This is a genomic window from Paenarthrobacter sp. YJN-D (assembly GCF_015040335.1).
Taxonomy (GTDB): Bacteria; Actinomycetota; Actinomycetes; order Actinomycetales; family Micrococcaceae; genus Arthrobacter; species Arthrobacter nicotinovorans.
In genome coordinates, this window is record NZ_CP053549.1 from 2,947,192 (window position 1) to 2,974,141 (window position 26,950).

The 26,950-nt window shown below is 63.4% G+C and carries 28 protein-coding genes and 1 pseudogene; 10 read left to right on the forward strand and 19 right to left on the reverse strand.

Translation table 11 applies throughout. The annotated features are described in order from the left end of the window. Nucleotides 1-4: 4 nt before the first annotated feature. The 8 genes from HMI60_RS13625 to HMI60_RS13660 all read right to left on the reverse strand — a co-directional run bounded on the left by HMI60_RS13625 (nt 5) and on the right by HMI60_RS13660 (nt 8,713). The gene (locus HMI60_RS13625) at nt 5-1,225 is read right to left on the reverse strand and encodes a pyridoxal phosphate-dependent aminotransferase (protein ID WP_018776571.1); all 1,221 of its coding nucleotides are present in this window, start codon (nt 1,223-1,225) and stop codon (nt 5-7) included. A 120-nt stretch (nt 1,226-1,345) separates the two neighbouring features. Next, nucleotides 1,346-2,299 carry an ABC transporter substrate-binding protein gene (locus tag HMI60_RS13630; RefSeq protein ID WP_018776572.1) on the reverse strand — a complete coding sequence of 318 codons (954 nt, stop codon included), beginning with the start codon at nt 2,297-2,299 and terminating at the stop codon, nt 1,346-1,348. Then, nucleotides 2,296-3,045: an ABC transporter permease gene (locus tag HMI60_RS13635; protein ID WP_039242274.1), complete on the reverse strand. Its 750-nt coding sequence runs from the start codon at nt 3,043-3,045 to the stop codon at nt 2,296-2,298. Before HMI60_RS13635 ends, HMI60_RS13630 begins: the two co-directional genes overlap by 4 nt. After that, nucleotides 3,042-3,782: an ABC transporter permease gene (locus HMI60_RS13640; RefSeq protein ID WP_018776574.1), complete on the reverse strand. Its 741-nt coding sequence runs from the start codon at nt 3,780-3,782 to the stop codon at nt 3,042-3,044. The genes HMI60_RS13635 and HMI60_RS13640 overlap by 4 nt, the downstream gene beginning before the upstream one ends. Then, the gene (locus HMI60_RS13645) at nt 3,782-4,876 is read right to left on the reverse strand and encodes an ABC transporter ATP-binding protein (protein WP_305082340.1); all 1,095 of its coding nucleotides are present in this window, start codon (nt 4,874-4,876) and stop codon (nt 3,782-3,784) included. The genes HMI60_RS13640 and HMI60_RS13645 overlap by 1 nt, the downstream gene beginning before the upstream one ends. A 154-nt stretch (nt 4,877-5,030) precedes the next feature. Further along, on the reverse strand, nt 5,031-6,155 hold the full coding sequence (gene rsgA, locus HMI60_RS13650) for a ribosome small subunit-dependent GTPase A (protein WP_193591184.1): 1,125 nt from the start codon (nt 6,153-6,155) through the stop codon (nt 5,031-5,033). 269 nt (nt 6,156-6,424) lie between these two features. Next, nucleotides 6,425-6,886, reverse strand: a complete 462-nt coding sequence (locus HMI60_RS13655) for an NUDIX hydrolase (RefSeq protein ID WP_018776577.1) — start codon at nt 6,884-6,886, stop codon at nt 6,425-6,427. A 30-nt stretch (nt 6,887-6,916) separates the two neighbouring features. After that, nucleotides 6,917-8,713 carry a beta-galactosidase family protein gene (locus HMI60_RS13660; RefSeq protein ID WP_193589809.1) on the reverse strand — a complete coding sequence of 599 codons (1,797 nt, stop codon included), beginning with the start codon at nt 8,711-8,713 and terminating at the stop codon, nt 6,917-6,919. Between the two features lie 50 nt (nt 8,714-8,763). Between HMI60_RS13660 and HMI60_RS13665 the strand changes: the two genes are divergently transcribed. Further along, nucleotides 8,764-9,795 carry a pirin family protein gene (locus HMI60_RS13665; protein WP_193589810.1) on the forward strand — a complete coding sequence of 344 codons (1,032 nt, stop codon included), beginning with the start codon at nt 8,764-8,766 and terminating at the stop codon, nt 9,793-9,795. A gap of 3 nt (nt 9,796-9,798) precedes the next feature. Here HMI60_RS13665 and HMI60_RS13670 read toward each other — a convergent pair whose 3' ends face one another. Next, complete coding sequence (locus HMI60_RS13670) at nt 9,799-10,746, reverse strand: N-acetylglucosamine kinase (RefSeq protein WP_039242281.1); 948 nt, start codon at nt 10,744-10,746, stop codon at nt 9,799-9,801. 41 nt (nt 10,747-10,787) lie between these two features. Here HMI60_RS13670 and HMI60_RS13675 point away from each other — a divergent pair, with 41 nt between their 5' ends. Further along, the gene (locus tag HMI60_RS13675; RefSeq protein ID WP_193589811.1) at nt 10,788-11,822 is read left to right on the forward strand and encodes a nitronate monooxygenase; all 1,035 of its coding nucleotides are present in this window, start codon (nt 10,788-10,790) and stop codon (nt 11,820-11,822) included. On the opposite strand, the gene HMI60_RS13680 is transcribed toward HMI60_RS13675, so the two are convergent. Further along, nucleotides 11,797-12,771, reverse strand: a complete 975-nt coding sequence (locus HMI60_RS13680) for a LysR family transcriptional regulator (protein WP_026266979.1) — start codon at nt 12,769-12,771, stop codon at nt 11,797-11,799. The two genes, HMI60_RS13675 and HMI60_RS13680, sit on opposite strands and share 26 nt — an antisense overlap. 98 nt (nt 12,772-12,869) lie before the next feature. Between HMI60_RS13680 and HMI60_RS13685 the strand changes: the two genes are divergently transcribed. Genes HMI60_RS13685 through HMI60_RS13695 form a run of 3 tightly spaced genes read left to right on the forward strand, consistent with a single transcriptional unit; the run spans nt 12,870 to nt 15,333 of the window. Next, complete coding sequence (locus tag HMI60_RS13685) at nt 12,870-14,099, forward strand: MFS transporter (protein WP_193589812.1); 1,230 nt, start codon at nt 12,870-12,872, stop codon at nt 14,097-14,099. A gap of 31 nt (nt 14,100-14,130) precedes the next feature. Continuing rightward, a complete protein-coding gene (locus tag HMI60_RS13690) occupies nt 14,131-14,772 on the forward strand; it encodes a TMEM175 family protein (protein WP_055971780.1) in 642 nt (213 codons plus the stop codon). 54 nt (nt 14,773-14,826) lie between these two features. Further along, nucleotides 14,827-15,333, forward strand: coding sequence for an Lrp/AsnC family transcriptional regulator (locus HMI60_RS13695; RefSeq protein WP_011775479.1), 507 nt, complete (start codon nt 14,827-14,829; stop codon nt 15,331-15,333). A 34-nt stretch (nt 15,334-15,367) separates the two neighbouring features. On the opposite strand, the gene HMI60_RS13700 is transcribed toward HMI60_RS13695, so the two are convergent. Beyond that, nucleotides 15,368-16,603 (reverse strand): MFS transporter, encoded by a 1,236-nt coding sequence (locus HMI60_RS13700; protein WP_179128293.1) that lies wholly within the window; start codon nt 16,601-16,603, stop codon nt 15,368-15,370. A 171-nt stretch (nt 16,604-16,774) separates the two neighbouring features. On the opposite strand from HMI60_RS13700, the gene HMI60_RS13705 reads away from it, so the two are divergent. From HMI60_RS13705 to zapE, 4 genes are read left to right on the forward strand one after another with little or no spacing between them, the layout of a single operon-like run. Further along, nucleotides 16,775-17,290, forward strand: a complete 516-nt coding sequence (locus HMI60_RS13705) for an Lrp/AsnC family transcriptional regulator (protein ID WP_026266981.1) — start codon at nt 16,775-16,777, stop codon at nt 17,288-17,290. Between the two features lie 19 nt (nt 17,291-17,309). Then, the gene (locus HMI60_RS13710; protein WP_193589813.1) at nt 17,310-17,735 is read left to right on the forward strand and encodes a DUF1761 domain-containing protein; all 426 of its coding nucleotides are present in this window, start codon (nt 17,310-17,312) and stop codon (nt 17,733-17,735) included. Nucleotides 17,736-17,745: 10 nt separating this feature from the next. Continuing rightward, the gene (gene corA / locus HMI60_RS13715; protein ID WP_018776588.1) at nt 17,746-18,741 is read left to right on the forward strand and encodes a magnesium/cobalt transporter CorA; all 996 of its coding nucleotides are present in this window, start codon (nt 17,746-17,748) and stop codon (nt 18,739-18,741) included. Next, the gene (gene zapE, locus HMI60_RS13720) at nt 18,732-19,889 is read left to right on the forward strand and encodes a cell division protein ZapE (protein WP_227453535.1); all 1,158 of its coding nucleotides are present in this window, start codon (nt 18,732-18,734) and stop codon (nt 19,887-19,889) included. The genes corA and zapE overlap by 10 nt, the downstream gene beginning before the upstream one ends. Nucleotides 19,890-19,941: 52 nt before the next feature. Here zapE and HMI60_RS13725 read toward each other — a convergent pair whose 3' ends face one another. From HMI60_RS13725 to HMI60_RS13755, 7 genes and pseudogenes are all read right to left on the reverse strand, one after another. Then, a complete protein-coding gene (locus HMI60_RS13725; protein WP_018776590.1) occupies nt 19,942-20,472 on the reverse strand; it encodes a ferritin in 531 nt (176 codons plus the stop codon). 53 nt (nt 20,473-20,525) lie between these two features. Further along, nucleotides 20,526-20,897, reverse strand: a complete 372-nt coding sequence (gene crcB, locus HMI60_RS13730; protein ID WP_193589814.1) for a fluoride efflux transporter CrcB — start codon at nt 20,895-20,897, stop codon at nt 20,526-20,528. Continuing rightward, the gene (locus tag HMI60_RS13735; protein WP_055971768.1) at nt 20,894-21,337 is read right to left on the reverse strand and encodes a CrcB family protein; all 444 of its coding nucleotides are present in this window, start codon (nt 21,335-21,337) and stop codon (nt 20,894-20,896) included. Before HMI60_RS13735 ends, crcB begins: the two co-directional genes overlap by 4 nt. Further along, nucleotides 21,324-21,848, reverse strand: coding sequence for a universal stress protein (locus HMI60_RS13740; protein WP_193589815.1), 525 nt, complete (start codon nt 21,846-21,848; stop codon nt 21,324-21,326). The genes HMI60_RS13735 and HMI60_RS13740 overlap by 14 nt, the downstream gene beginning before the upstream one ends. A gap of 39 nt (nt 21,849-21,887) precedes the next feature. Then, complete coding sequence (locus HMI60_RS13745; RefSeq protein WP_055971760.1) at nt 21,888-23,600, reverse strand: AarF/ABC1/UbiB kinase family protein; 1,713 nt, start codon at nt 23,598-23,600, stop codon at nt 21,888-21,890. Between the two features lie 4 nt (nt 23,601-23,604). Then, nucleotides 23,605-24,117: a PadR family transcriptional regulator gene (locus HMI60_RS13750; protein WP_018776595.1), complete on the reverse strand. Its 513-nt coding sequence runs from the start codon at nt 24,115-24,117 to the stop codon at nt 23,605-23,607. Between the two features lie 111 nt (nt 24,118-24,228). Beyond that, a pseudogene (locus HMI60_RS13755) lies at nt 24,229-24,569 on the reverse strand (YciI family protein). Between the two features lie 183 nt (nt 24,570-24,752). Between HMI60_RS13755 and HMI60_RS13760 the strand changes: the two are divergent. Next, on the forward strand, nt 24,753-25,412 hold the full coding sequence (locus tag HMI60_RS13760; RefSeq protein WP_064721623.1) for a DedA family protein: 660 nt from the start codon (nt 24,753-24,755) through the stop codon (nt 25,410-25,412). On the opposite strand, the gene HMI60_RS13765 is transcribed toward HMI60_RS13760, so the two are convergent. Continuing rightward, nucleotides 25,395-26,804, reverse strand: a complete 1,410-nt coding sequence (locus HMI60_RS13765; RefSeq protein ID WP_193591186.1) for an MFS transporter — start codon at nt 26,802-26,804, stop codon at nt 25,395-25,397. The two genes, HMI60_RS13760 and HMI60_RS13765, sit on opposite strands and share 18 nt — an antisense overlap. Between the last annotated feature and the right edge of the window lie 146 nt (nt 26,805-26,950).

Below are 26,950 nucleotides of genomic sequence, written 5' to 3' on the forward strand. Positions count from 1 at the left end.
CAGGCTAGTTGCCCGGGTACCTCGACAGGAAGTCCGCCATGCGGCCAATCGCTTCTTCGATGTCCTTGACGTTGGGCAAGGTCACCATCCGGAAGTGGTCCGGACGAACCCAATTGAAGGCACGCCCGTGGGAAACCAGGATCTTTTGTTCCTTCAGGAGGTCAAGGACAAACTTTTCGTCGTCCCTGATGTGGTACACCTCAGGATCCAGTTTCGGGAACAGGTACAAGGCACCCCGGGCCTGCTGGGTGCTGACTCCCGGGATGGCATTGAGGAGGTCGTAGGCTTTGTTGCGCTGTTCCAGCAGCCTGCCGCCGGGCAGGATGAGGTCGTTGATGCTCTGGTAGCCGCCCAGCGCAGTCTGGATGGCGTGCTGCGCCGGGACGTTGGCACACAGGCGCATGTTGGCCAGGAGGTTGATGCCTTCGAGGTAATCCGCAGCGTCCTTCTTCGGCCCGGAAATAGCCATCCACCCGGCACGGTAACCGCACACACGGTAAGCCTTTGACAGGCCGCTGAACGTCAGGCACAGGACGTCGTCACCGGTCAGTCCAGCCAAATTCACATGCACGGCGTCTTCGTACAAGATCTTTTCGTAGATCTCATCGGCGAAAAGCACCAGGCCGTGCTTCTCCGCCACGGCCACAATCTTCTTGAGCGTCTCCTCCGGGTAAACGGCACCCGTGGGGTTGTTCGGGTTGATCACCACGATGCCCTTGGTCCGTGGAGTGATCTTCGATTCGAGATCGTCAAGATCGGGCTGCCAGCCGGACTCCTCATCGCAGAGATAGTGCACCGGGCGGCCACCGGCCAGTGCAACCGAGGCCGTCCACAGCGGGTAGTCCGGGGTGGGGATCAGAACCTCGTCGCCGTCCTCGAGCAAAGCCATAAGGGACATGGTGATGAGTTCGCTGACTCCGTTGCCCAGGTAAATGTCGTCGACGTGGATGTTTTGGATGCCACGGGTCTGGTAGTACTGCGATACCGCTGTCCGGGCCGAGAAGATACCGCGGGAATCGCTGTAGCCCTGGGCGTTCGGGAGGTGGCGGATCATGTCCACCAAGATGGCGTCAGGCGCTTCAAAACCAAACGGGGCCGGGTTTCCGATGTTCAGTTTGAGGATTCTGTGACCCTCCGCCTCCATCTGCTGGGCGGCCTGAAGAATCGGTCCACGGATGTCGTAGAGGACATTATGAAGCTTGGTGGACTGCTTGAATTTCGCCATTCCTCAAATATGCCACACGGGTGATGCAGTTCAGCTGAGACTTAACTCACATATACGACGACGGCGGTGACGGAGCCGCGCGGGTCCGTCACCGCCGTCGTACGCGGTTTTATGCGGATGCTACTTAACGATGCCCTTGTCCTTCAGCCAAGCGGCTGCGGCGTCCTTGGGTGCCTGCTTCTGGTCGCCACTGACGGCCCTGTTCAGGTTGATCAGATCGTCGGTGGTGAGGATTTTGGAGACGTTGTTGAGTGCTTCCTTGGCCTTGTCCGTCATCTTTGCCTTGTTGTAGAGCGGCAGGACCTGCTGGGCCTTGAAGTTGTTCTTGGGATCTTCAAGAACAACGAGGTCGTTGTCAACGATGGACGGCGTGGTGGTGTAGATGTCGGCCACCTGGACCTTGTCTTCCAGCAATGCCTGCAGGGTCAGGTTGCCGCCGCCGTCACTGAACGGCTGCAGGCCCTTGAGTTCGCAGTTGTAGTTCTTCTTCAGACCGGGGAAACCGTACGAGCGGGTCTCGAACGTGGCCGGGGCAGCCATGGTGAAGTCCTTGCACACCTTGGCCAGGTCCTCGATGGACTTCAGCTGGTACTTCTCGGCCGTCGCCTTGGTAACTACCATCGCGTCCTTATCCTCGGCTTTGGAAGCCTCCAGGACACCCAGGCCCTCGGGAAGCTTGCCGGGGAGCGCCTTGTAGACATCATCGGCCGAGACCTCCGCGGCCTCTGTGTCGACGAAGGAAAGGAGGTTCCCGGAGTAGTCAGGAACGAGGTCAATGGACCCGTCCTGCACGGCCTTGAAGTAGATCTCGCGCGAACCGATGTTCGGCTTGGACGTAGCCGTGAGGCCTGCGGCGTTGAGGGCGCCAACATAGATCTCGGCAATGACCTGGCTCTCGGGGAAGTCAGCGGAGCCCACTACCAGGGAGCCTCCGGCAGAGCCACTGGGCGCCGCCGAGGAAGGGGTGGCCAAGGGGCTGCCACCGCAGGCGCTCAAGGCGAGGGCCACACCCACACCGGCTGCGAGGCCGCCAAGACCACGGCGTGTAAGGGTCATTGGGACGGGGTTCTTCATGGTGTACCTCCTTGAACGGCAGCCCCGGCTGGCGCCGTGGCTGTGAGATCTTCGGCCGCCTTGTGGCTGCCTTTTGCTTTTGAGTCGAGGGTCAGTCCCGGTGAGAGGACAAGCCGTTGCACACCGGCGAGGATCAGGTCCACGGCGATCGCAAGTCCGGCGATAAGCAACGAGCCGCCCAGCATCCTGGGGAAGTCCTGAAGGACAAGGCCGTCGAACAGGTACCGGCCCAGCCCTCCCAGCGGCAGATAGGCAACCACGGAAACAGTGGCAATGACCTGCAACACCGCGGTGCGGATACCGCCGAACATCACTTGCAGTCCGTTGGGCAATTCCACTCGGAACAGGATTTGCAGTTCGGTCATGCCCACGGCCCTCGCAGCGTCAACGACGTTGGCGTCAACACTGGAAATACCGGCATAGGTACCTGCCAGGAGTGGCGGCACGGTGAGGATCACCAGCGCCCAGACCGGCGGCATCAGGCCGCTGCCGGCGAGTAAGGCGAACAGGACCAGCAATCCGAGGGTAGGCAACGCCCGGAGCGCGCCGGCCACAGCGACAGCCACAACCCGGCCACGTCCCGTGTGCCCGATGAAGAGGCCCACCGGGATAGCGATCACGGCCGCAATGAGCAACACCAGGGCGCTGTACTGCAGGTGTTCGAAGAGCCGGGTGGGAATCCCGCCGGTTCCGGTCCAGTGCTTGGGGTCGAGCAGCCAGGCAATGGTTTCAGCGAAAATATTCATCCGGACGCCCCCGTATCGGGCCGAAGGCTTGCACGCGGCAGGCCAGGACCGGACTTGGGTTCAGTGATCAAGGTGGTGGCGTCAGCTCCCGAAGACTTGCCACCGGCTGCACGGGTCCAAGGCGTCAGGAGTCGTTCCAACACCACAAGAACAGCATCCATCAGCAAGGCCAGGACCAGGATGGCAAGGATTCCCACCACCACTTCAGTGATGAAGGTCCGCTGCAGTCCGTCGGTGAAGAGGAATCCAAGGTTCCCTACGCCCAGCAATGCCGCAACGCTGACCAGGGAGATATTGCTGACCGACACCACGCGAAGACCGGCGAACATGACCGGGAGGGACAACGGGAGGTCTACCTGGAAGAAACGGGCCATGGGTTTGAAGCCCATGGCAACGGCGGCGTTCCGGAGATCGTCGTCCACCGAGTCGAACGCATCCATTGCTGCGCGGACCAGCAAGGCCACGGCGTAGATGGTCAGCGCCACCACCACATTCAGTGGGTCCAGAATCCTGGTCCCCAGAATGGTGGGCAGGATGATGAACAGGGCAAGCGAAGGAATGGTGTAAAGCAGTGACGTAGCAGTAGCCACTACCGAACGGAGTGTGCTGTTCCGCCGGGCCAGCTGGGCCAGGGGAATGGAAATCAGCAGTCCAAGGACCATCGGAATGATCGCGAGAACCAGGTGCTGGCCGGCCAGGCCCAGGACCATGCCGCTGTTGGCAAGGAACCACTCCATCAGGTGGCGTCCTCCCTGTGGTGCCGGACTTCCTCGATCAAGGCCAGGACCTCCGGCGCCTTCAGGACTCCGGCAACCCGGCCGTCGTCGTCTACCGCCACGCCAAGACCCGACGGTGACGACAACGCCGCATCCAGGGCGCGACGCAGCGTGTCCCCCTTGCGGAAGAGCGATCCGCCGGGGATGAGGCCGGCGCCGTCACGCGGCGAGGACCACCCCAGCGGACGGGTATCTTCGTCGACCACGAGCGCCCATTCCCCCGAGCGACGCCCGGCACTGTGGCCGTCGTTGGCGCTGACCATGGTCACCGGGTGCAGGGTCACGGCGTCCGCGGCGTTGAAGGCGAGGTGCCGGAAACCGCGGTCGCGGCCCACGAAGGAGGCAACGAAGTCGTTTGCCGGTGCCCTGAGGATTTCCTCCGGCGCGGCGTACTGGGCCAGCTTGCCACCGACGGCGAACACCGCAACCTTGTCGCCGAGCACGGTGGCTTCGTCGATGTCGTGCGTGACGAACACGATGGTCTTGGCAAGTTCACGTTGCAGGCGCAGCAACTCCTGCTGGAGTTCGTCGCGCACCACAGGATCCACTGCGCTGAACGGTTCGTCCATGAGCAGGACGGGCGGATCAGCAGCGAGCGCCCGGGCAACCCCGACACGCTGCTGCTGCCCACCTGAGAGTTGGCTCGGGTAACGCTTCCCGAGAACCGATGCCAGGCCGACGACGTCAAGCAGTTCCGCCGCGCGTTTCCGCGCCGCTGCCTTGGATACGCCATTAAGCCGCGGGACGGTGGCGATGTTGTCCAGCACGGAGCGGTGCGGCAAGAGGCCCGACGACTGCATGACGTAACCCATGGAGCGGCGCAGCTTTGCCGCCGGAACATGGGACACATCCTCACCGGCCACGGTGATGGTCCCGCTGGTGGGCTCCACCATGCGGTTGATCATTCGCAGGGACGTGGTTTTGCCGCAGCCCGAGGGCCCCACGAACACGGTAATGGCACCTTTGTCGATGGACATGGTGAGATCGTCCACCGCCGGTTGCCCGCCCTGGTATCGCTTGGTGACGCTCTGGAACTCAATCATGGCTTCGGCCATACCCGGGCTTACCTATCTGTGGTCGAGAACATCGGTAGAGCCTGATGATCATATGCACTCTTATTACTTGGCTGCAAAGCAATCTTCACCCAGCGTAGCCAGCACCACCGACGATGTCAGCGGCGGCACGATTTCCGTAATCAATCGGCAATGTTTACCGCTTCCTTCGTTTGGCTCCCCTGCCGGACCGTTCCTGGGCCTGGTCATGTTTGTAACGTTCGACGGCGCGTTGGCCCCTGTCTGCCGACATCACCTTTTGGTGCCATTCGCGCTGGTAGGCGCGGCGGGCCGCGGCATCATGTTTGCGGTTCAGGGCAGCGAGCTCGCGTTGCAGTTTCAAATAGCTGGCCCATCGCCGGGGATCCAAGGCCTCCTCGGCGAGCGCTTGCTGCACGGCGCAGCCCGGCTCCGCCTGGTGGGCGCAGTCGGCAAAACGGCACTGGGCGAAGAGTTCTTCAAGGTCACCGAACATCTCCTCCATCCCGTCCTCCGCGTCGAAGAGCCCGAATCCGCGCACCCCGGGAGTGTCCATCAGGACAGCTCCGCCGCTGAGGGGCACCAGTTCCCTGGCCGTCGTGGTGTGTTTGCCCTTGCCGTCGGCGGCGCGGACGGCACCGGTCTGCTGGACGTCGCGGCCTGCCAGGGCGTTGATGAGCGTTGATTTCCCCGCTCCTGAGGGACCCAGAAGAACCAGGGTGGCGCCGTCGGGGATGTGCTGCATGAGCTCGTCGAGCCCATCGCCGTGCTCGGCGGAGGTGGTGACCACCTCCACGCCCGCAGCCTGCACGATGACCTCCCCCACGACGTCATCCGCGAGGTCCGCCAGGTCGGCTTTGGTAATGACCACCAGCGGTGTGGCCCCTGAGTCCCAAGCAGCCACAAGGGTGCGCTCCAGGCGATTGTGCGTGAGGGGCCGGTCCACAGGGACCACCACTGCGACGATGTCGATGTTGCTGCCCAGGATTTGTTCCTCCGAGGAAGCCTCGAAGGCCCGCTTGCGGCTCAGCGCGGAATAGCGTGGAAGGACGGCGACGACGGCCGGCTCGCCTGCACTGTTCCGGCCGACCCAGACCCAGTCCCCCGTGGCGGGCACCAGTCCTTGGGTGGGATAGGGCAAATGCAGCAGGCCTTCACCGGAGGCAACGAGAACGCGGTTGCGGTCCAGGCGGACCACCCTTCCGGGGCTGGCTGCGTCCTGGTTGTCCGCCGGAAGATTGGCGCTGAAGAGCGCTGCTGTCTTGGCTGTAAAGCCGTATTCCGCAGGTCCGCGGAATGGCATGGTGCTGCTCAATGAAGGGTCGCTTGAAGAAGCGTAAGTATTCGCGTAGTTATTCGCGGAAGTATTCAATGGGATGCCTCTGCTGAGGCCCGGTTGCCTGCTACTGGCGGGCAGATGCCGGGACAGGATGAGTGGTGTGATGACGGTGCGCCGCCGCGTGCGGGGCGCGCGAAGTTATGGCAATCATCAAAATCCACCTCCTTGGGCATCAGGGCCGGCATGGAAGGCCGGCAACGATGCCAAGCCTAGCCAACCGTTGGGCAGCTTGGCTAGCCCTCCGTGCCGGGCTTTCCGTCTGCCGGGCGCTCACTGTGGAGGCGCAGTGCCGTGTCGACCAGGGAAACCCTGTTCAGCTTCCCGACGTCATGCAAAGGAATCCACGCGGCATGGGTAGTACTGCCATCCACCTCGTAGGTCAGTTCTCCGCCCACCACGGTTGCCTCGTAGACAATACGCAGGGCCTCGAAGCCCCGAACGGAGCCGTCCGCCTGCGTCTCCCCGGGCCAGTGTCCGACGTCGATCCCCAACATCCGGTCAACCCTGGCCTCGTAGCCGGTTTCCTCCCGGACTTCGCGCCGGCACCCATCAACGGGGTGCTCGGCGAAATCCAAGCCTCCGCCGGGCAGGGTCCACCCCTCCTTGTCATCCTGCTTCCAGTAGGCCAGCAGGATCCGTTCCTCCTTGACGATGACGGCGTAGGCTGCGGGGCGGGTGTCGAACTGCGGGCTCATCGTGCCAGCATAATTCGCTTTGCCTGATCCCTAGGGCAGTTCGGCGGCGGCGATGGGGCCGGGCTCTTCGGGACCAAGGTCCGGCTGCTCACGAAGCTCGACGACGGTCCCCGGCTTGCCGAGTTCAAGAACCTTGATGCGGTTGAGGCCAACGTTCAGCAACGGTGCGGGCGCGTACAGGGTGACCTGTGGTCCTTTTTCCCAGTACCGTCCGAGAAGGAAACCATTGAGCCAGACGAAGCCCTTCCCGGAATCGGGCAAGGCAACGTAAGTATCAGCCGGTTCCCGCAGGTCAAAGTCGGCCCCGGCGAGGTCTTCCAACTCCTGGCTGCCCCACTCGGAGAGTGCCACCGGTACCTGTGTCCAGTGGAAGGTGTAGCGCTGGTTGATGAGGACTCCGCCCAGGATTCCCTTGCCCTGCCCGGTGAGGGGCCCGTAGTTGATGCGGCCCAGGTTCTCCACCAAAATGTCTAGCTTGGCGGAGGCACCAGTCCCTGTCAGGGGCAAGCCTTCTGCGCCGCTCGTATCGTCCAGCACTCCGGCAAACGCGCCGTCCACCCAGATGTAGGCGCGGTCGTTCAGGCCAGTGATCTTCAACCGGCACTCGCTGGGAGAGTCGGCGCGGCCCGGCAAGATGGCGTCGACGGAGTACAGGACCATACCGGCGTCGAGCCCCAACTGTTCGAAGCTGAGGGGCTTGACACTGCTGACGGGCTTGCCGGAGCTGCGTGCAAGCTCCAACACGTCCGGTCCGGCCGACAATGGCAGCGACTGCGCCGGGACCACCGGAGGGTCCGCCAGCAATTCGGCGGGGAGCCCGGGCATCTCCTCAATGCCTTGCGCACGGAAGAATTCTGCCCGGAAGGCATGGAACTTAGGCGTCAGGGCACCGTTCTCCGCGATGGGCGCGTCGGAGTCGTAGCTCGTAACCGTCGGCTGCAGGCGGGAGCCATCGTGGTTGCTTCCGGATCCGAGGCCGAAGTTGGTCCCGCCGTGGGCCATATAGACGCAAACGGAGCCGCCAAGATCAAGCATCTTGCGGGCTTCATGCGCTGCATCGGCGGCATCGCGCCGGTGGTGGTGTTCGCCCCAATGGTCAAACCAGCCGCCCCAGAACTCGACATTGAAGAACGGTTCACCTGGGCGACGTCGCTTCCATGTCTCCACGGCTTCATCTCCCCGGCTTCCCAGCGTCGCTGTAGCCCACGTTCCCGCGACAGAGCCGCCGTCCAGAAAGTAGTCCGTGCCGCCGTCGGCCGTGAACAGCAGCTCCGTGATGCCGCGCTCTTCAAGGACCCGGCGGTTCCAGCGGATGTATTCATGGTCATCGCCGTAGCTGCCGTACTCGTTCTCGATCTGCACGGCCACCACCGGCCCGCCCAAGGAGGCCTGCCGGGAAGCAACGATCGGCAGTAGGTGGTCGAACCATTCCTCAATGGCGGTGGTGAATACCGGGTCCATGCACCGCAGCCCGATGCCCGGGATGCCGGTCAACCATGACGGGAAGCCTCCGTTGTCCCATTCTGCGCAAATGTAGGGACCCGGGCGGACGATGACGTCCAGACCTTCCTCTGCTGCGAGGTCGATGAAGTGGCCAACATCCCGCCAGCCAGTGAAGTCCGGTGCCGCATCACGCTGCGGCTGATGGAAGTTCCAGGCTACGTAGGTGTCAACAGTGTTGGCCCCCATGGCCTTGAGTCGACGCAAGCGGTCCCGCCACAGATCGGGGTGAACCCGGAAGTAGTGGATGGCTCCAGCGAGGATGCGGTACGGTTCACCCGAACGGTAAAGGACAGCGTCGTGGTAGCTCAAAAGGGCGTTGTTCACACGGAATAGATTAGCTCAATTTCCAACATTTATGCACAGGTGATGAACACGTGACCAATCTTGATACTTCCCCTGCACAGGAAGTTTGCCCTGCCGCACCCGAAGGGCAGGGTCCATGCGTTCAACTGTGGCCCGAACGCGAAGTCCCCCTGGGCGGCGTCCGCGCGATGAACGTCATGAGGACGCTGCCGCAGCGTGGACTGCCCACCGTAGGGGCCTGGTGCTTCCTGGACAGCTTCGGCCCGGACCGGGTGGCGATGAGCGTCCTTCCCCACCCCCACTGTGGTCTGCAGACAGTCACCTGGCCATTGGAAGGTGCCGTGCGGCACCGCGACAGCGTCGGGAGCGACGTTGTGGTGCGGCCCGGCGAGCTGAACATCATGACCGCCGGCAACGGTATTTCGCATTCCGAGTTCTCGGTCCTTCCGGCCACCACCGAAGACGATTCCAGCCCCCTCGTCGAGGAATTGCCGGTGTCACGGGGACTTCAGCTCTGGGTTGCCCTTCCGGATGAGCATCGCCACCGCACGCCGTCGTTCGAGCAAGTCCGGGATCTGCCGGTGGCCGTGGGAGACGGCTTCTCCGCCACGGTGATGGTAGGCGAGTTTGCCGGACAGCGGTCCCCTGCCACCATGTTCAGCCCCATCGTTGGCGCCGACATCGTGGGATCGGGCCTGCTGGAACTTCCGTTGCGGCCCGACTTCGAGCACGCTGTACTGGTCCTGGACGGCCGCCTTGTCATTGACGGCCAGGAGGTGCAGGCCGGTCCCCTGGCCTATCTTGGCGCCGGCCGGAGCAGCCTCGCCGTGGAAGCGCAACCCGACACCCGCTTCATGCTCCTGGGCGGCGAGCCTTTCGGTGAAGACCTCCTCATGTGGTGGAACTTCGTTGGGCGGACGCACGAGGAAGTAGAACAGGCCCGCGAAGAATGGGAGGCCGAAGGATTGCTCGACGCCGATGCTGCCGCGGCCTCGCGCTTCGGCCATGTCCATGGCCACGGACCAGATGCCGGTCCCGAAGCCGGCCGCATTCCGGCTCCCCCGCTTCCCGGGGTCAAGCTGCGTCCCCGTACGCGCGGCTGAGCCTTATTTCCGGCTTGATGCCCGCTGCTCGGCAATCAGACGGGGAACGCCAAAGACGGGATCCTGCCGCAGGATCCGCACATCCGTGATGCCTTGTTCGGCGAGTGCCGCCGTGAACGCTTCCTGCAAACGGGGAACGTTCATTCCCAGTCCGCTGCCCAGGATTACCGGACCGTTCAGGCCCAGCTGGCGGGTGGCCTGTCCGGCGAGGTCGGCGAGGTCACGCCCGGCCTGCACCACCATTGCCTGGCTGGCCTCGTCACCGGCGTCGGCGGCTTCCACCACAAGCCGGGCCTGTTGTGCCCAGTAGCGGCGGCCGGTGTCAGGTGAATGGAAAAGGGCTATGAGCTTCCCCGGCTCATCCACTCCGCAGGAATCCAGGAGCGCGCGGCTCAGCCGGTCAGGCTCCAAGCCCTGATTCATCCGCCGCAAACTGTGCCGGACGGCTTCCCTTCCGAGCCAGTACCCGCTTCCTTCATCCCCCAGGAGGTAGCCCCAGCCACCCGCCCGGGCTTCCTCACCGGCGTCGTTCTTCCCCCACGCCGCCGAACCGGTCCCGGCAATGACGGCCACACCGGTGCCAGCTCCCCCGGCCGCCAGCAGCAGCCTCGAATCGTGGACCACGGTGATGCGCGCCCCCGGCGCGTGGGGGGCGATCAGGTCTGCGAGCGCCTGGGCATCTTCTTGCGTATCGATTCCGCCGGCACCTGCGTATACCTGGTCGATCCGGCCACCACCGATTTTTCCGAACAATTCGGCCAGGTTCGCCGCAGCCTGCTCCCGGCTGACATTCTGGACGTTGGCACTGCCTGACGTTTCATCCCGGACCGGTTCGTCGTCCTGAAACCTCACACCGCGGGTCTTGGTGCCGCCTATGTCGAGCCCGATAACGGTGCCGCTCGCGGCCGCGGAGGGGGCAGGGGAATGCAGTGCGGAGTCATGATTGTTCACCGTGAAAGACTAGCTTGGAGCGTCCTGAGGAGGAACCGACCATGCCTCAATTCCTGTTTGGCACACCATTTATTGCGGCCCCGATGGCAGGAGGGACATCAACAACGAAGTTGGTACACGCTGTTCATGAGGCCGGCGGGCTGGGCTTCCTCGCTGCCGGGTACAAGAGTCCCGGGTCCATGGCTGCGGAGATCTCCGCTGCGAGGGCGCTGAGGATCAGGTTCGGCATGAACGTCTTTGTTCCGGACCCGGACGCACTGTCGCCGGGGCCCAAGGAGCGGGCACGGCTGGAAGCCTACCGCGCCGAGCTGGAACCAGAGGCTGCGCGCTACGGTGTCACGTTGCCCCCGCTTCGCCTCGATGACGATGACGCCTGGCAGGAGAAGATCGACATCCTCGTGACGGACCCGGTGGAAGTGGTGAGTTTCGCTTTCGGCCTCCCTGGGCGCGAAGTGGTCGGGTCCCTGCAGAAGGCCGGAACACTCGTTGTCACCAGTGTGACCAGTGTTCAGGAAGCCCTCGCCGCTGCCGAGGAGGGCCCTGACGCACTGGTCGTCCAGCACGCCTCCGCAGGGGCACATACTGCGGCCTTCCTGGCCGGCATTTCGGATACATCGCCAGCCAGTACGACGGCGGACCTGGTCGCCCGGGTGCGGGCCGCCGTCGGGCTTCCGCTGATAGCTGCCGGCGCGATCATGGACGGCAATGCGCTCCGCGGGGTCCTGGCTGCCGGTGCAGCAGCCGCCCAGGTTGGCACCGCCCTGCTCCGCACGGACGAAAGCGGCGCGCGCCAATCGCACAAGGACGCGTTGGAGAATCCTGAGTTCACTGAAACCGCAATGACCCAGGCTTTCACGGGACGTCCGGCACGTTCACTGGTGAACGAGTTCGTGCAGGATCATCAGGACGCCCCCAAGGGCTACCCGGCCATCCACCACCTCACTGCCCCGGTCCGTGCTGCGGCGTCCGCGGCGGGCGATCCGCACCGCCTCAACTTGTGGGCAGGAACGGGCTGGAAGCAGGCGCGGACAGGATCAGCGAGGGATGTTGTCAGGGAGTTCCTGAACGGGCTCTAACGAGTTCGGCCAACAGTTCGCCGCCTTCGGTCACCACCAGTTCGCGAAAAAGCCGAACCGCGTCCGGCTCGAAAGTCCGCTCCCGCCAGGCGATGCCAATCTGCCGGAACGCCAGATCGGATTCAATGGGCACCTCGACGAGCCCGAGTTCCGTCTTGGGCAGATATTGTCCGGTGCCGGAGCCGGGCCCGGCGGGCGGGAGGATGCTGAACCCCAACCCTGCCGAGACCAGCCCTCGGGCGGATGTGGACTCCTGGACCTCAAAGGCAATGCGTGGCCGGAACCCTGCTTCACGGAACAGTGCCTCCCCCAGTGCCCGCAAGCCGACTCCGGCCGGCAGCGTCACGTAGGGGTCGTGCCGCAGCTCCGAGAGCTTGACGCTGGGCCGCCCGGCCAAGGGGTGCCGGTAGTGCAGCACAGCCCTCAGCGGCTCCCGGTACAGCGGATGGGAGCGGATGCCCCGGCCCTCCGGCGCTATGGGCGCCGTCAAGGCGAAGTCCATCTCCCCACTGGCCAACTGTTGCAGGCAATCGTCGCGGGGTCCCTGCCAGAGTTCGAACGCTGCGTGGGGATGGCGGCCGCGGAACGCACTGATCAGGAGAGGGAGGGTGGCTTCGCCGAACGTGTGCTGGAACGAGACTCCGATCCTCCCCCGCACGACGTCCGATTCGTGGCGTACCCGGTCCAGGCCTGCTTGGAAATCCTCCAGCGCAGCGTCGATGTACGGGAGGAGGGCCTTCGCGGCGGAGGTGAGACGTATACCGCGTCCGTCCCGCACCAACAGGTCCATCCCAACGATCGCGCTGGCCCGAGCCACGGCCCTGCTGACCGTGGACTGCGGTACCCCGAGCAATTCCGCGGTTTCCGTCATATGTTCGGTGCGGCCCAGTTCTGCCAGGACCGGCAGGAGCGGGAGGAGTTGGACGAGCTGCTGGTGATCCGGTTCCACGACGTTCCCTTTCAGCAACACGACTCATGCACATCTGCATCAATTATACGTAACCCATGCATTGGAATGGGTAGTCGAGGTCGTCCTACTCTGGGCCGGTGAACAGAACGAGCATTGAGGCTGAAACCGAACGCTGGGACGGGCACGCCAAGGGGTCCCGCGGCTACAGCCGTGTTCTGGCGGCATTGGCCCTGGCCGGCGTCGCGACGTTCGCACAGCTGTATTCCACCCAGGCCGTGCTGCCCCTCATGGCAGCGGACCTCCGGATCACTGCAGCAGAAGCCGCACTCAGCATTTCGCTGGCCACGGTTGGTCTCGCCGCCACCGTGCTTCCGTGGTCGTTTGTTGCCGACAGGATCGGCAGGGTCCGTGCCATGGCCATCGGCATCGCTGCCGCTACGATCCTGGGACTGCTTGTTCCGCTGGCCCCGAATGTGCCCATGCTGCTGGGTCTGCGGATGCTGGAAGGCATGGCCCTGGGCGGTATACCCGCAATCGCCATCGCGTACCTCAATGAGGAAGTCACCAAGATCCATACCGCCCTGGCCGCCGGGAGCTACGTAGCCGGTACCACCCTGGGCGGCCTTGCCGGCCGACTCGTGGCGGGTCCCGCCGGCGAACTGTGGGGCTGGCGTGCAGCGACCCTTGCCGTGTCGCTGCTGGCCACCGTGTCCGCCGTCCTGTTCCTGGTGCTTGTTCCCAAACAGCGCCGCTTCACGCCAGCCCCGGCCGCAGGGTTCCGTGGCGCCATCAGTACGTTGGGCGGACATTCAAGCAATCCAAAACTCCTGTCCTTGTACCTGCAGGCGTTCCTCCTCATGGGTGGCTTCGTAGCGGTCTACAACTACCTGGGTTTCCGGTTGCATGCCGAGCCTTTTGGGCTGCCAGCAACCCTGGTCAGCCTCATATTTCTTGCCTACTTGTCGGGCACGGTAAGTTCCCGCTGGGCGGCCGGGCTCACCACCAGGTTCGGACGGCGGAACGTCCTGGTAGCGGGCATCGCCGTTTTGTCTGCCGGGTTGGCATTGACCCTGGTGGATAACCTTGTGGCCATCCTTGCCGGGCTGGTAGTTTTCACCGGCGGTTTCTTCGCGGCCCACAGCGTGGGCTCCGGCTGGACCGGCGCCATTGCCACTACCGGCCGGGCACAGGCAGCGTCCCTGTACAACCTGTCCTATTACCTCGGTTCCAGCGTGATCGGATGGGCCGGAGGCCTGGTCTTCCAGCACTTCGGCTGGACCGCTTTGGCGGTGGGGGTCATCGCCCTTTCCTGCACGACGGCGGCAGTCACCTTGGCAGTGCACCGTTCACCACGGATTTCCCGCTGATTCGGGCCGTGTTGGTCCTACAATCGGAGGCATGACACAGCTCGCGAGTACACGGGTACTGTCGTCGCCGGAACGTTTGCAGGCGTTTACCGATGCCGTGGTGGCGATTGCTTTGACCCTGCTGATCCTTCCCCTCATGGAGAGCGTGGGGGAACTGGCCGATCATCACGGAACCACGGCGGAATGGCTCGTCGAGGAACAATACGCTTTGCTGGGCTTTGCCCTCAGCTTCATCCTCATTGCCGTGTTCTGGACGCATCATCACCGCCTGTTCCGCAAGGTCCGGCAGATCGATTCGGGTTTGTTGTGGCTGACGGTAGCCTGGATGTTCTTCATTGTGGTCATGCCCGTGTCCACGTCGCTCTCCACCCAGATGGACGCCGATTGGGCCCAACCCCTGGTGTACATCGGTACATTGTTTGCCACCAGCCTCACGCTTCTCCTGGCACGCATCTATCTCCGTTCACATCCCGAGCTTCACGAAATGGACGCCGTGGAGGCACGCTCCGGAATCCGGGCAGGGGCGATAGTGGCCGGGCTTTTCCTCGCCGCCCTCGTGCTGGCCCTTGTGATTCCATCCGCGGGAAATCTTCCGTTGCTCCTGATGTTGCTCAGCGAGCCGCTCCAGCGCTTGGACCGCCGGAGGGACCGCAGCAAGCCCGCGCAACGATAGTCACCTGAAGAATTCACCGCTTAGGATGGGTGGAAGGCAATTTCAGGAGGATCCGTGAGCAACCCCACGAAGAATGTTCGGTCGAGCACGGGCAGCGCAGAGCCGTTGGACGCGATCGATGAGCGGATCCTCGCTGCCTTGGTAGATGACGCCCGCATTTCCAACAAGCAGTTGGCAGAACTCGTTGGGATCGCACCGTCCACGGCCCTGATGCGTACCAGGGCCCTGTCCGAGCGCGGCATTATTGAAGGCTTCGAGGCGGTGCTGAGCCTGCCGGCCATTGGCCGCTCGGTACAGGCTTTGATCGCTGTCCGCCTCCGCGCCCACGACCGCGACCAGATCGACCGCTTCACGGCGCGCGTGCCCAAGCTCCCGGCCGTCATCTCAACGTTCCACACCACCGGTTCGGTGGACTATCTGCTGCACATCGCCGTCGCAAATACCGACGACCTCCGCAACTGGCTCCTGGACAACCTCGCCACCGACCCCGTGGTCGGCCACACGGAAACCACCATGGTGTTCCAGCACATCCCGGGCAACCGGGGACCACTCCCCGAGTAATACCGGATCCCTGCCAACACCGGCCCCCGCAGCGTCAGATCCGCAGTGCACTCTTCATGGACACGGCGGCCAGCGTCAGCGCGGCCAGGCCACATAGCGCGGTGAAGCCCACGACGGCGGCCTGCAGGCCAAGTGCCGTCACGGCAAGTCCCAGCCCAATCACCGGAACAGCGCTTCCAAGGTAGGTAATGACGTACACCGTGCTGATGACTTGTGCGTGCCGGGCCGCCTCTACCTTTCCGGCGACCTCGTTGAATACCTGCCGGAAGGCAATTCCCTGGCCCATGCCGGCCGAGATGCTCGCTGCCACCAGCAGCCAAGGACTTGACCACGCGGCGGCAGCTCCCACGAGGACCACGGAAACACCCAGTACTGCGAGCGCCGCGGGAACAACGAAACGCCCACGGACACCCAGCAATTGACTGAGTGCTGATGAGCCAAGGGTGACTCCGGCAAGCACTCCGATCAAGGGCCGGGAGTCTGCGTGAACCACTGTGGCGAAGTATCCGGGGGCGAGCGACAAGCAGAAACCGAAGACCGCAAAGCTCAGGAATCCAGTGGTGGCCGCCATCCAGAAAGCTCCCCTGGCCTCGTGTGAAATGGAGGGTTTCCGGGGTGCCAGCACCCTATGGGCTTTTGGACCTTCTGCGGGGGCGATCGCGGGCCTGGCTTTCAGCAGCCACAGGGGAATGAGGGCGGCCAGCAGCACGGCCGAGTGGACGTAGTACGGCGTGCGGGTGGGCTCCGGGAGGAGCGACAAAAGACCGCCAATGGCAGGACCTGCAGCCACGCCACCTGCCGAAGAAAGCAGCGTGAAGCGAGAGGCCCAGTCCGGGCGTTGGGGCAGCAACTCCCGCAGCGCCGCGGAACTTGCTCCGGTAGCGAGACCGACGGCGACCCCCTGGAGCGCCCTGCCGACAGACAGGGTAAGGAGGGAATCTGCGTTGGCGAAGATCACCCCGCCCGCCAGGCCCACCAGGACCGCGAGCACCAGTGCCGCCCGTCGGCCGATGTGATCCGACCAGTGCCCTGCCACCATGAGGACAGCCACCAACGCCAGCACATAGCTGGAAAAGGCCACGGTCACGTCAAGCGATGACAAACCGATCCTGGCCTGGAGCAAGGGGTACAGGGGTGTGGCGAGGTTCGCGCCAACCAGCAACGTGAAGATCACGACCCCTGCCAGGACCAGCCTGGCCGTGGTGGAGGCATCCCATCCCCAGCGCTCGGCGGTGGCCGGACGCATGCGGAGTTCGCTCAAGACAGTCATTTCCATGCCTTCGGACTCGGTTGCCGGTTTTGGCCTCCTTGTGGGAAACGCAGGCCGGCTAAGTATTGATGGCAATAGAATGCAGGAGGACTGAACTTTGGGAGCTGTAAACATGCAAGGATTGAGCAAAATACTCAAAGACCTAGCAGCCGAGTGATCTGGAGTGACCATTTGAACACCCTCGACCCCATGGACCTGCGGATCCTTCTGGAACTGATCAAGGATCCGCGCATCCAGATCGCCGAACTAAGCGACGGTCTGGGCATCGCGAGGAACACCGCCCAAAGCCGCCTTAAGCGTCTGCTCCGCACCGGCGTCCTTCAGGCCGCGGGACGGGAGGTCGACCTGGAGAAGGTGGGATACGACGTCGTCGCTTTCGTCACGATCGAAGTCACCCACCGCGAACTCGACGGCGTCATCGGCGCCCTGCGCCTCATCCCCCAGGTCCTCGAAGTGCACGAGATCTCCGGCCGGGGAGATTTGTGGTGCCGGGTGGTGGCAACCGACACCCATAATCTGCAGTCCGCGCTGCGCTCGGTCCTCCGCACGAAAGGAGTGATCAGGACGGAAACGGTGCTGGCGCTCCACACGCACATCCCTTACCGCACGGAACCGCTCATCGGCCGGATGGCCTCAGTACCAACACGCAGCAGGAACGAGAACCAGAGCCCGGGCGCGGAGGCCTGAACGAACTAGGATCTTAGGCATGGATTGGCTCTCACATATCTCCCAGATCAACTGGCTCGCCGTTCTCCTGGCCTTCGTTTCAAGCATGGTGATCGGCTTTGTCTGGTACATGCCGGCCGTTCTTGGACGCAGGTGGATGCAGGCCATCGGCAAGACCGAGGACGATCTGAAGAACATCGACGGCGGAGCCGGGATCTGGGTACCCATGATGCTCGCAGCGGCCGTGACCAGCATCCTCCTGGCGATCCTGCTCAGCGCGCTTGACATCAACACTTTCTGGGCAGGTGCCGTCTTCGCCCTGGTCATCGCCGTGGTCTTCCGTGCAGGTGGCCACGTGATCCACAACGGCTTTGCGGGACGCCCCTCGACGGTTACCGTGATCGATTCCGGCCACGACATTCTTGCCATGACTGTTGCCGGGGCGATCATCGGGGCCATGCAGTAGCGTTCAACCTGTGACCATTATCGACAACGCCGTGTACGTGGACGGCGTCCGCACTGCCACCCCCCACAGCCTCGAGCAAACCTTTGAGACATTGGCCAAGCACGGCGGCATGGCCTGGATCGGCCTCTACCGCCCCACGCAGGAAGAAATGGCCGCGGTGGCCCGGGAGTTCGGCCTCCACCGGCTGGCTGTGGAGGATGCCGTCTCGGCGCACCAGCGGCCCAAGATTGAGCGCTACGACAGCAACCTCTTCACGGTTCTCCGACCGGCGAGGTATCTGGATGACTCCGAGTCCGTGGAGTTCGGGGAACTCCATATCTTTACCGGCGTCAACTTTGTGGTGACCATCCGCCATGCCGAAACCGGCGGGGTTGCCCGTGTCCGCCACCGCCTGGAAGCACGGCCGGATCTTCTCTGCCACGGCCCGGAAGCGGTGCTGTACGCGCTGCTGGACCAGGTGGTGGATGATTATGCGCCCGTGGTTGCCGGCCTGGAGAACGACATCGACGAAATCGAAGACCAGCTCTTCAGCGGTGACAGCGCCGTTTCCCGGAGGATCTACGAACTCGCCCGCGAAGTGATCCAGTTCCAGAGGGCGATCCAACCCCTGCCGGACATCATGTCGCTTCTGGAGAAGGGTTTTGAGAAATATGGCGTGGACATCGAGTTGCAGCGTTCCCTCCGGGACGTCGAAGACCACGTGCAACGCGTCATTTCCCGTGTGAACTCGTTCCGGGACCTCCTCCAGAACGCGTTGACCCTGGACGGCACACTGACCGCAAACCGGCAGAACGAAGCCAGCGCGGCCCAGAACGAGCAGGTCAAGAAGATCTCCTCCTGGGCTGCCATCCTCTTCGCGCCATCGTTCGTGGCAGGAATCTACGGAATGAACTTCGACCACATGCCCGAGCTCCACTGGGACCTTGGTTACCCCATGGCGATCGGCCTCATGGTGGGCGTGGCACTGCTCATGTACGTCATCTTCAAGCGCAAAGGATGGCTGTGACGCCACTCTTGAGGCCAACTCCACGAGCAACCCGGGACATCGCCCGGAGGTTGCTCGAAGGAATAAACCTCGACGCCGGACAGTCCGGCTTTGCGCTCGAAGGCAGCCAGCAGCGTGCAGCCGGGCGGTTGGCGGCCATGGGCGCGGAGGTGACGGTCCGGCGTCGGACTCTTTCGCGGAAGATGCCACGGAGCCTTTACCTGCACGGACCTGTGGGACGGGGAAAGACCTGGCTGATGGACAGCTTCTTTGGGCAGCTCGATGTGCGCAAACGGCGGGTGCATTTCCACGACTTCTTCCGCAGCCTCCACGCCGGAACCCACGGTTCCCATGCCGGCAGCTCGACGGCCATCCAGCATTCGGTGGACTCGCTGCTGGACGGCATTGAGGTGCTCTTCTTTGACGAATTTCACGTCCACGACGTCGGCGATGGCATGTTCATTGCGCGTCTGCTGCGAACTGCCGCGCAGCGCCGCATCCCCTTGGCGGTCACGTCCAACTACGCGCCGGACGAGTTGCTGCCCAACCCTCTTTGGCACGACCATTTCCTGCCCACCATTGAGGCCATCAAGGAGATGATGGACATAGTGACAATCGATGGTTCTTCAGATTTTCGACGCTTCCCCGCAGCCGGGTCCGCAGAGCCCCAAGGCAGGGAGTCCTTCCGGGCAGGACGCATCGTGACACCCGGTACGTCCCGCCAGCTGGGCCGGCTGGGCCTGTTCATCCCGTCACCGTCGCAGAGCCGGGTGCTGACCCCCACCACCCAGCCGATCGTCGTCAAGAACTCCGATCCCGACCTCCTATGGGTTGGATTCGAGGAGTTGTGCGGCGGGTTGACCTCCACGTCCGACTATCTGGCACTGGCCGAAACGTTCACCACCTGGGTGATCGACGGCGTCCCCTCACCTGCGGCCGCCGATGCGGCATCCGCGCCGGCCTGGCAAAGGTTCAGCAACGTGGTGGACGTGCTGCACGATCAGGACATCACGTTGTTCCTGATCGGCCCCGGCCCGCTGGACTGGGACGTCAGGGCCGGCCGCAGCGGCCTTCCGATGGACTTCGCCCGCATCGCGAGCCGCCTGTCCTTGCTCGGACGGTCCCACGCGGACGACGACGCTGCACGCGAAGAGGCCGCCGGAAGCTGAGCTTCCGGCGACCTTCCCCGTCATGCGCGTTGCGTCGGGCTGTTGCCGGTTCCTAAAGGGCGCCACCGGCAGCGGAGGGCGCGCTGGCGTCGTGACCGCCGTCGCCCACTGCTTCGCGGGCGACGTAGTTCTCAATGTCGAAGAGATTCTCGGCGCGTTCTGTGATGTTGAGCAGCGTGGTCATCGATGCGACCTCTTCAACCTGCTCCTTGAGGAACCACAACATGAACTGCTCGCCCAGGGCGTCGCCTTCGGCACGGGCAGCACGGAACATCTCCTCAATGTTGCGGGTGACTTCCCTCTCCTGTTCCAGGGCAAGGGCGATGGGTTCCTTGGCGTTGGTGAAGTTGTTCCGCACGGGGGCAATGCCCGGAATCTCGACGTGGACGTTACGGTCCAGCATGTACTGGACCATCATCATGGCGTGGTTGCGTTCTTCCAGGGACTGGCGGTAGAAATGCCGGGCAAGCTGTGGCAAATCCTCACCGTCGAAGTACACAGCCACAGCGATGTACTGCTGGGAGGCTGCAAACTCATTGGCAACCTGGGCGGACAACAGTTCATTGAAAGTCTTGTTAGCCATGGCTAGATCCTACAGCCGCGCGACTGCGTCCTAGACGGGCGGACACACACGGCTTAGGGCAGGAGAAAAGTGAGTCCGACACCGGCCGCGGCAGCCAGGACACAGGCGGCCATGGAGCCCACACCGTTGATCAGGGCCAGCCCTGCCCTGCCGCTCTGGATAAGCCTGATGGTCTCCAGGCTTGCCGTGCTGAATGTCGTATAGCCTCCCAGGAAACCAGTGCCCAGGACAAGGTACAGGGTGTCGGACGCCTCGCCGCGCATCATCAACCCAGCTAAAAATCCGAGCACTAAAGAGCCCGAAACGTTGATCAGGATGGTGCCCCAAGGGAGGGCGGTCTTCAGCCTTGCGCGAATGAGGCCATCGACCATGAATCTGGCGACCGCGCCCACTCCTCCAGCCAAGCCAAGCAGAAGGACCGTCATGATCGGGCCCGCTCCGTCAGTCTGTGATGCCAGGCGCCGAGCCATATGCCCGCAGTCGTAGCGGCGGCCCCGCCCAGCAGGCTTGCCGTCAGGTAGCCCGCAGCTGCGGGAACTGCGTCAGCGTTCAGCAAATGCACGGCGTCCACGGCCAGGGTGCTGTAGGTGGTGTAGGCGCCCAAGAACCCCGTTCCCAGCGCAAGCCGCAAGACCCGGCGGTTTCCGACGTCGGGACCCCTGCGGGAGAGCCCCTCCAGAAGGGCACCAAGGGCCAAAGCCCCGGAAAGGTTGATGATCAGGGTGGGAAGGGGCCACGCTCCGGGCGCGGGGATCACCATTCCCAGGCCATAGCGTGTCACTGCCCCCAGCACCCCTCCGGCGGCCACTATCCCCATGAACCGCCAGTGCAGATGTACCGGGCGTGTGGCTTTACTCGTCGTCATCGTCGTCCGGGACCCGCGGGTTCACAGGCACCACCAGCACAGGGCGGTTCTGCCGGTGAGACAGATGGCGGGCCACGGAACCGGCAGTTGCGTCCTTGAGTGCCGCGGTCAGGCGGTGTTCGCGTGTACCCACCACAATCATCGACGCTCCGATGGCCTCCGCCTCGCGGGCCAGGGCACGCGCAGGTTCCCCCGCCAGCGGCGTGATCGACCATTGGATATCAAGTCCGGACAGTTGATCCGCGATGGTCTTCTTCAGCGCTTCGATGGCGTTGCGGGAATCGCCGTCCACGCCATCGGGATCAATGGGTGCCGCCGGTCCTCCTGTGGTTCCGTCCACGGGATAGACGGTGACATCGGCGTAGGCGAACACCAACGGAAGGCCTGTGCCGCCGGCAACCACGGCTGCCTGCTCCACCACCGACGGATGCTGCCCAGGCATGACGCCCACCAGAATGGGTCCGTTCATGCCGCCGGATACCTCACGACGACGGGCAGGGGTCTCAGTCACAGGGCAATTCTACGGCGCGGCGCAGCACTGGCCGTGCCCTCAGGATCTGTGTCGGCGCCCCGTCAGCAGCGCACCCAGCAACGGGATCACTGACGAAAACATCAGCACGTCGCCAAGAACCGCATCCCCTCCCCTGACCACGGAACCGGCAATGAGCAACGCAGCGAAGAGCACAGCAGCCACCCCGTAACGGGCCAAACGTATGAGCCGCGCCAGCTGGCGTTCCAGCTTGCGGTTCGAAACCTGCAGCGACCCGTCTTCGACCCGGGTGATCAAGCTGTCAAGGCGTTTCGGTAGGCGCAAGGCCAGCGTCGCGGCCTCCATCGCCTGGGAGGCAATGTCATTTACCAAATTGCCGCGTTCATCACGAAGGAGCTGTGCCGCGTAGGGCTCGACCGAATCCCACAGATTGAATCGGGCATCCAAGGAACTGCAAACCCCGGACGTCAGGGACATCGCCCGGATAACAAGCAGGAAGTTCTCCGGCAACTGAAACGGCAGTGAACGGATGACGCTTCCGAACTCTGCGCCGAAATCGCGGAACTCCCGCGGATCCACGTCACGCAGTTCGGCGAAACCCATGCCTCCAAAGCGGGCAAAGAGCTGTGTCATGGCCCGCTCCAATTCGACCGTATCCGCAGAGGGCATCAGCACGCCGACGTCGCTGATGGCGGCCACCAGCCCCTTGCCGTCCCGTGAGGCTGCTGCGATCAGGAGCTTCCGAAGGCCGGACCTTGTCTTCGCCGGAACCTCGCCCATCATGCCGAAATCGATGAACGTCAACTTCCACGGATGTTCCGAGGTGCCGGTGTTCGGGGTGACGAAGATGTTTCCGGGGTGCGGGTCGGCGTGAAAGAAGCCATTGGTGAACAGTTGGTCAAACATCACTGACGCGAAAACGGGCGCGACAGTCGCGGGATCAATTCCCGCCAACCGCAGTGCCTCGGTATCCGTGATTTTGATGGCGGTCACGTCTTCAAGGGTGAGCACACGGCGGGTGGTCCGCTCCCACACCACTCCCGGCACCGTCACGCGTGGGTCATGGGCAAAGTCAGCGGCGAACCGCTCCGAATTCGCGGCCTCGTTCAGGTAGTCGATCTCCTCAAGGCTGGTCTGGGCAAATTCCTTGATCAACGCGGGAACATCGGCACGGTCGGACACAATGCGGATCCGGCTTAGCCAGCCTCCCACCCTGCGCAGTGCGGCAAGATCGATATCGACGATGGTCTGGATCCCGGGCCGCTGGACTTTGAAAACCACGCTGCTCAGCCCAGTGTCCTCCGCGTTGCCTGCCAAGAGTTTGGCGCGGTGGGCTTGTCCGAGTGAGGCCGCCGCGATGGGCACCTCCTCAACGGAGGCGAACACCGACTCCAAGGGTGCGCCGAGTTCGGCCTCCGCGAGTTGGCGGATGGCTTGGAACGGGACGGGCGGCACTTCGTCCTGCAGGCCCTCCAACTCGGCGGTGATCTCGGGCGGCAGGACGTCGAGCCTCGAGGACATGAACTGTCCCACTTTGATCATCAGGCCGCCAAGTTCCACCGCGAGTTGGTGGAACCGTTGAGCGAAACGCGTCATTCGCCGGGCACGATTGCGTTCAGTCAGCCGGCGCAGGCCCAACCTTGGCAGGAAAAGCTCGAACCACCACGTCACCGCAAGATGCCAGGCAGCGAACCGCAGGATGCGACGGTAACGGGCACGTGCACTCACAGCGCCCGGGACGTGCTCTGCCTGATCCGGTCGAACCGACGTCACCCCTTCAGTCCTGGGCGAGGATCGAGTACAGACGGCGGCGAGCCTCTTCGAGCACCGTCACCGCTTCCCGAACCTGTTGTGGCGTGCCTGTCCGGCCCACTTGCGCTGCGGCCTGGGCGAGCTCGACCCCGGCTTTGGGCAATGCAGCGAACCCGGGACCCGATGCAGCACCCACGGAGCCCCAGGGTGCGGACGTCTCGGAGCTTGCTACATCTTCCCTGCCTGCTTCGGTCAGGGCGTAGATCTTGCGCCCGCTGGATTCCTCGGAACTGACGAATCCCTCATCAGAGAGCAGCTGAAGCGTTGGGTATACGGAACCCGCGCTGGGCTTCCAGCTTCCGCCGCTGCGTTCCTCGATTTCCCGGATGATCTGGTAACCGTGCATGGGACGCTCAGCCAGGAGGGCCAAAATCGCGGTCCTTAGTTCGCCGCGCCCGGCCCGGCCCCCGGAGCGCTTCTCGAAGCGTGACCGGAACTCTTCCACGGCCTGCCACATGCCATCCAGGTTGTTGCCCATAAAGCCATTTGAAGGGAATGAATTGTGCATCAAGCTCACCTCTGAGATTCGCGAACGATACTGAACGATATAGTCAACGATATAGGTGACGGGGGTCCAAAACAATGGGCATCAGCTGGCAGGATCGTACTGGAAAGCCCTGACTTCCTGGGCACAGCGGCACGCCGCCCCATCCTTGCGGCCCATTCCAGTGCGGCCTCGTAGGAGGGCAACTCCAGGATGGAATAGCCACCTTCGAGCTGCGACGTTTGCGGGTACGTTCCCTCCCGAACCGAGCCGCCGCCGTCGACCATGACCGGCGGGATGCTTTCATCGATACCCCCGCCGAACACCCACACTCCTGCGTCTTTGGCCTCCTGCACTACGGCGTGGGCCGCTGCAGCCACTGCAGGGAGTTCTTCCTCAGTGATGTCCATGGCAGCACTGGGAAAAGAGATCAGGTACTTGGTCATTGCGATGCTACTTCAGGCACGGCTGGGTAATCTCGTCATCCTTGCCGATCCTCCGGGGCCCGTAAAGGGCACGACACCCTGCCGGGATCAGAGAGGCATCCGCGCGTCCAAGCAGGCAACTTTGCCCAAAAGCATTCGTGGCAATAGCGTTTACTGTGGCGAAGTCCATGAAAGGGCAAAGAGTTGATCAGTGTACCGAGAGCCCAAGGTTCCACCGAAGACTTGACCGGCATTGTGGGGGTCGCCGCCCAGGTGATTGATGCCCTGGGCGAATGGGGCGTCGGCCTGATGACGTTCCTGGAGACCGTGTTCCCTCCCATCCCCAGCGAGGTGATACTCCCCCTCGCGGGGTTCCTGACCCAGCAGGGAAGCATGAACATTGTTCTGGTCTTCGTCACAAGCACCCTTGGCGCATACGCAGGGGCGTTGTTCCTGTATTGGCTCGGATACAAGGTTGGTTTGGAGAGGTCCATCTCGCTGCTTTCGAAACTTCCGCTGGTGGACAGGGAGGACTTCGAGAAAGCCTCCGGCTGGTTCGAACGCCACGGCAAGTCCGCGATTTTCTTCGGCAGGCTACTCCCCGGCGTGCGGAGCCTCATTTCCTTGCCCGCAGGCGCCGAACGGATGAACCTCATGACGTTCTCCATCTTCACGATCGCCGGCGCGGGACTATGGAACGCAGTACTGATCGGCCTGGGGTCACTGCTTGGCAAGCAGTACCACCTGATCGACCAGTACTCGCGGTTCCTCAACTACGCCGTGTACGCAGCGTTGGCGGTTTTTCTGGGATGGCTCGTTATTCGAAACGTCAGGCGCCGCCGGCAGTCAGCTGACCGCCGGTAGCGACTGCGGGGTGACCGGCATCGGTCTCCGCAGGAACACAGCCACAAGAAGTGCCGCCAGGAGGCACAGCCCGGCATTGACCCAGACGGCGGCTGTCACGCCGCTGAGCACCGAAAGGGCATCCTGGCGGCCGATGGCCAGAATATGCGCGGTGAAGACAGCGCTCATGACCGGAATGCCCAGGGTGATGCCGATCTGCTGGCTCATGGTTGCCAGTCCCGTGGCCAAACCCTGCTCGGATTCAGGCAGGCCCGAGGTTGCCGTGACCATGAACCCGACAATGACCACAAGGTTCGCGACTCCCCCGATGAACGTTGCAGTCAGCAGCAGGCCGATGGAAGCAGGGTCTGCACTGAGCAACACAAGCAGGCCAGTGGCCGTTGCCTGAACGAGGAATCCATAAACGATCGCCATCTTGGTCCCGATCATGCCGATGATCTTCGGCCCGAGGACGCCGCCCAGGACAGTACCAAGACCCAATACTGCAAAGGCCAGACCTGCACCGAAAGGTGTGTAGCCGAGGACCTGCTGGAGATACAGGGTCAGGAGGAAAACCAGGGACGTCTCCGTGACAAACGCAAGAATGCCTGCGATGTTCGCCCAGGCCACGGTCGACCGCTTCAGTATCTCCAGCGGCACCAACGGCGACGCAGCACGCCGCTCGACGGCTGCGAACGCAAGGAAGAACACGACGGCGGCCCCCAGGGCACCCAAGGTCAGCGGATCGGTCCACGAATGCTCGGCAGCGTTGGTGAGTCCGAAAACCAAGGCCAGAAGGCCCAGAGTTACGGTCATTGCCCCCGGTACGTCCAACCGCAGCTTGGCAGCGGGCTTGCTTTCGGCCAGGACGATCGGAGCGATGGCAAGCACTCCAACGGCCACGGGAACGTTCAGGAAGAAGGCCCACCGCCAGCTGAGAAGGTCTGTCAGAAGGCCTCCCAGGATGGCGCCGGTGGTGAATCCAGCGGCCATAAGGGAACCGTTGAGTCCCAGGGCTTTGTCCCTGAGCGGTCCTTCCGGGAACGAAGCCAGCAATAGTGACCAGGCAGCGGGCACGACGATGGCTGTGGCGGTGCCTTGGCCCACACGGGCGATCAGCAGTACGGCTGGGTCGACTGCCATACCACCGGCCAGGGAGGCTGCACCGAGCAGGGCCATCCCTATGAGGAACATCGTGCGGCGGCCAACGATGTCGGCAACACGTCCGAACAGTAAGGTCAGTCCGGCGGCGCACAAGGCGAACGCCGTCGCAATCCATTGGAGGTTCTCCAAACTGAACCCGACGTCGGCACCGATGGCGGGGAGGGCGACGTTGAGGATGGAGAAATCAACGGCGAGGGTGAAGCTGGCCGCGAGCAGGATGATGAGGGCGAGTCGTTGCCTGCCTGCCATCCGGGCAGACGGCGTGGTAATCCGGCGGGCCTCTGATGGGGGTGGAGCCGATCCTGTGGCTAAGTCCTGGTGCGAGGTCATGGGTGTTTCCTTCCGTGGAGTACTTGCTGCGTCCGTCGGCAGTGTCTCGGATCTCCACCTTCACC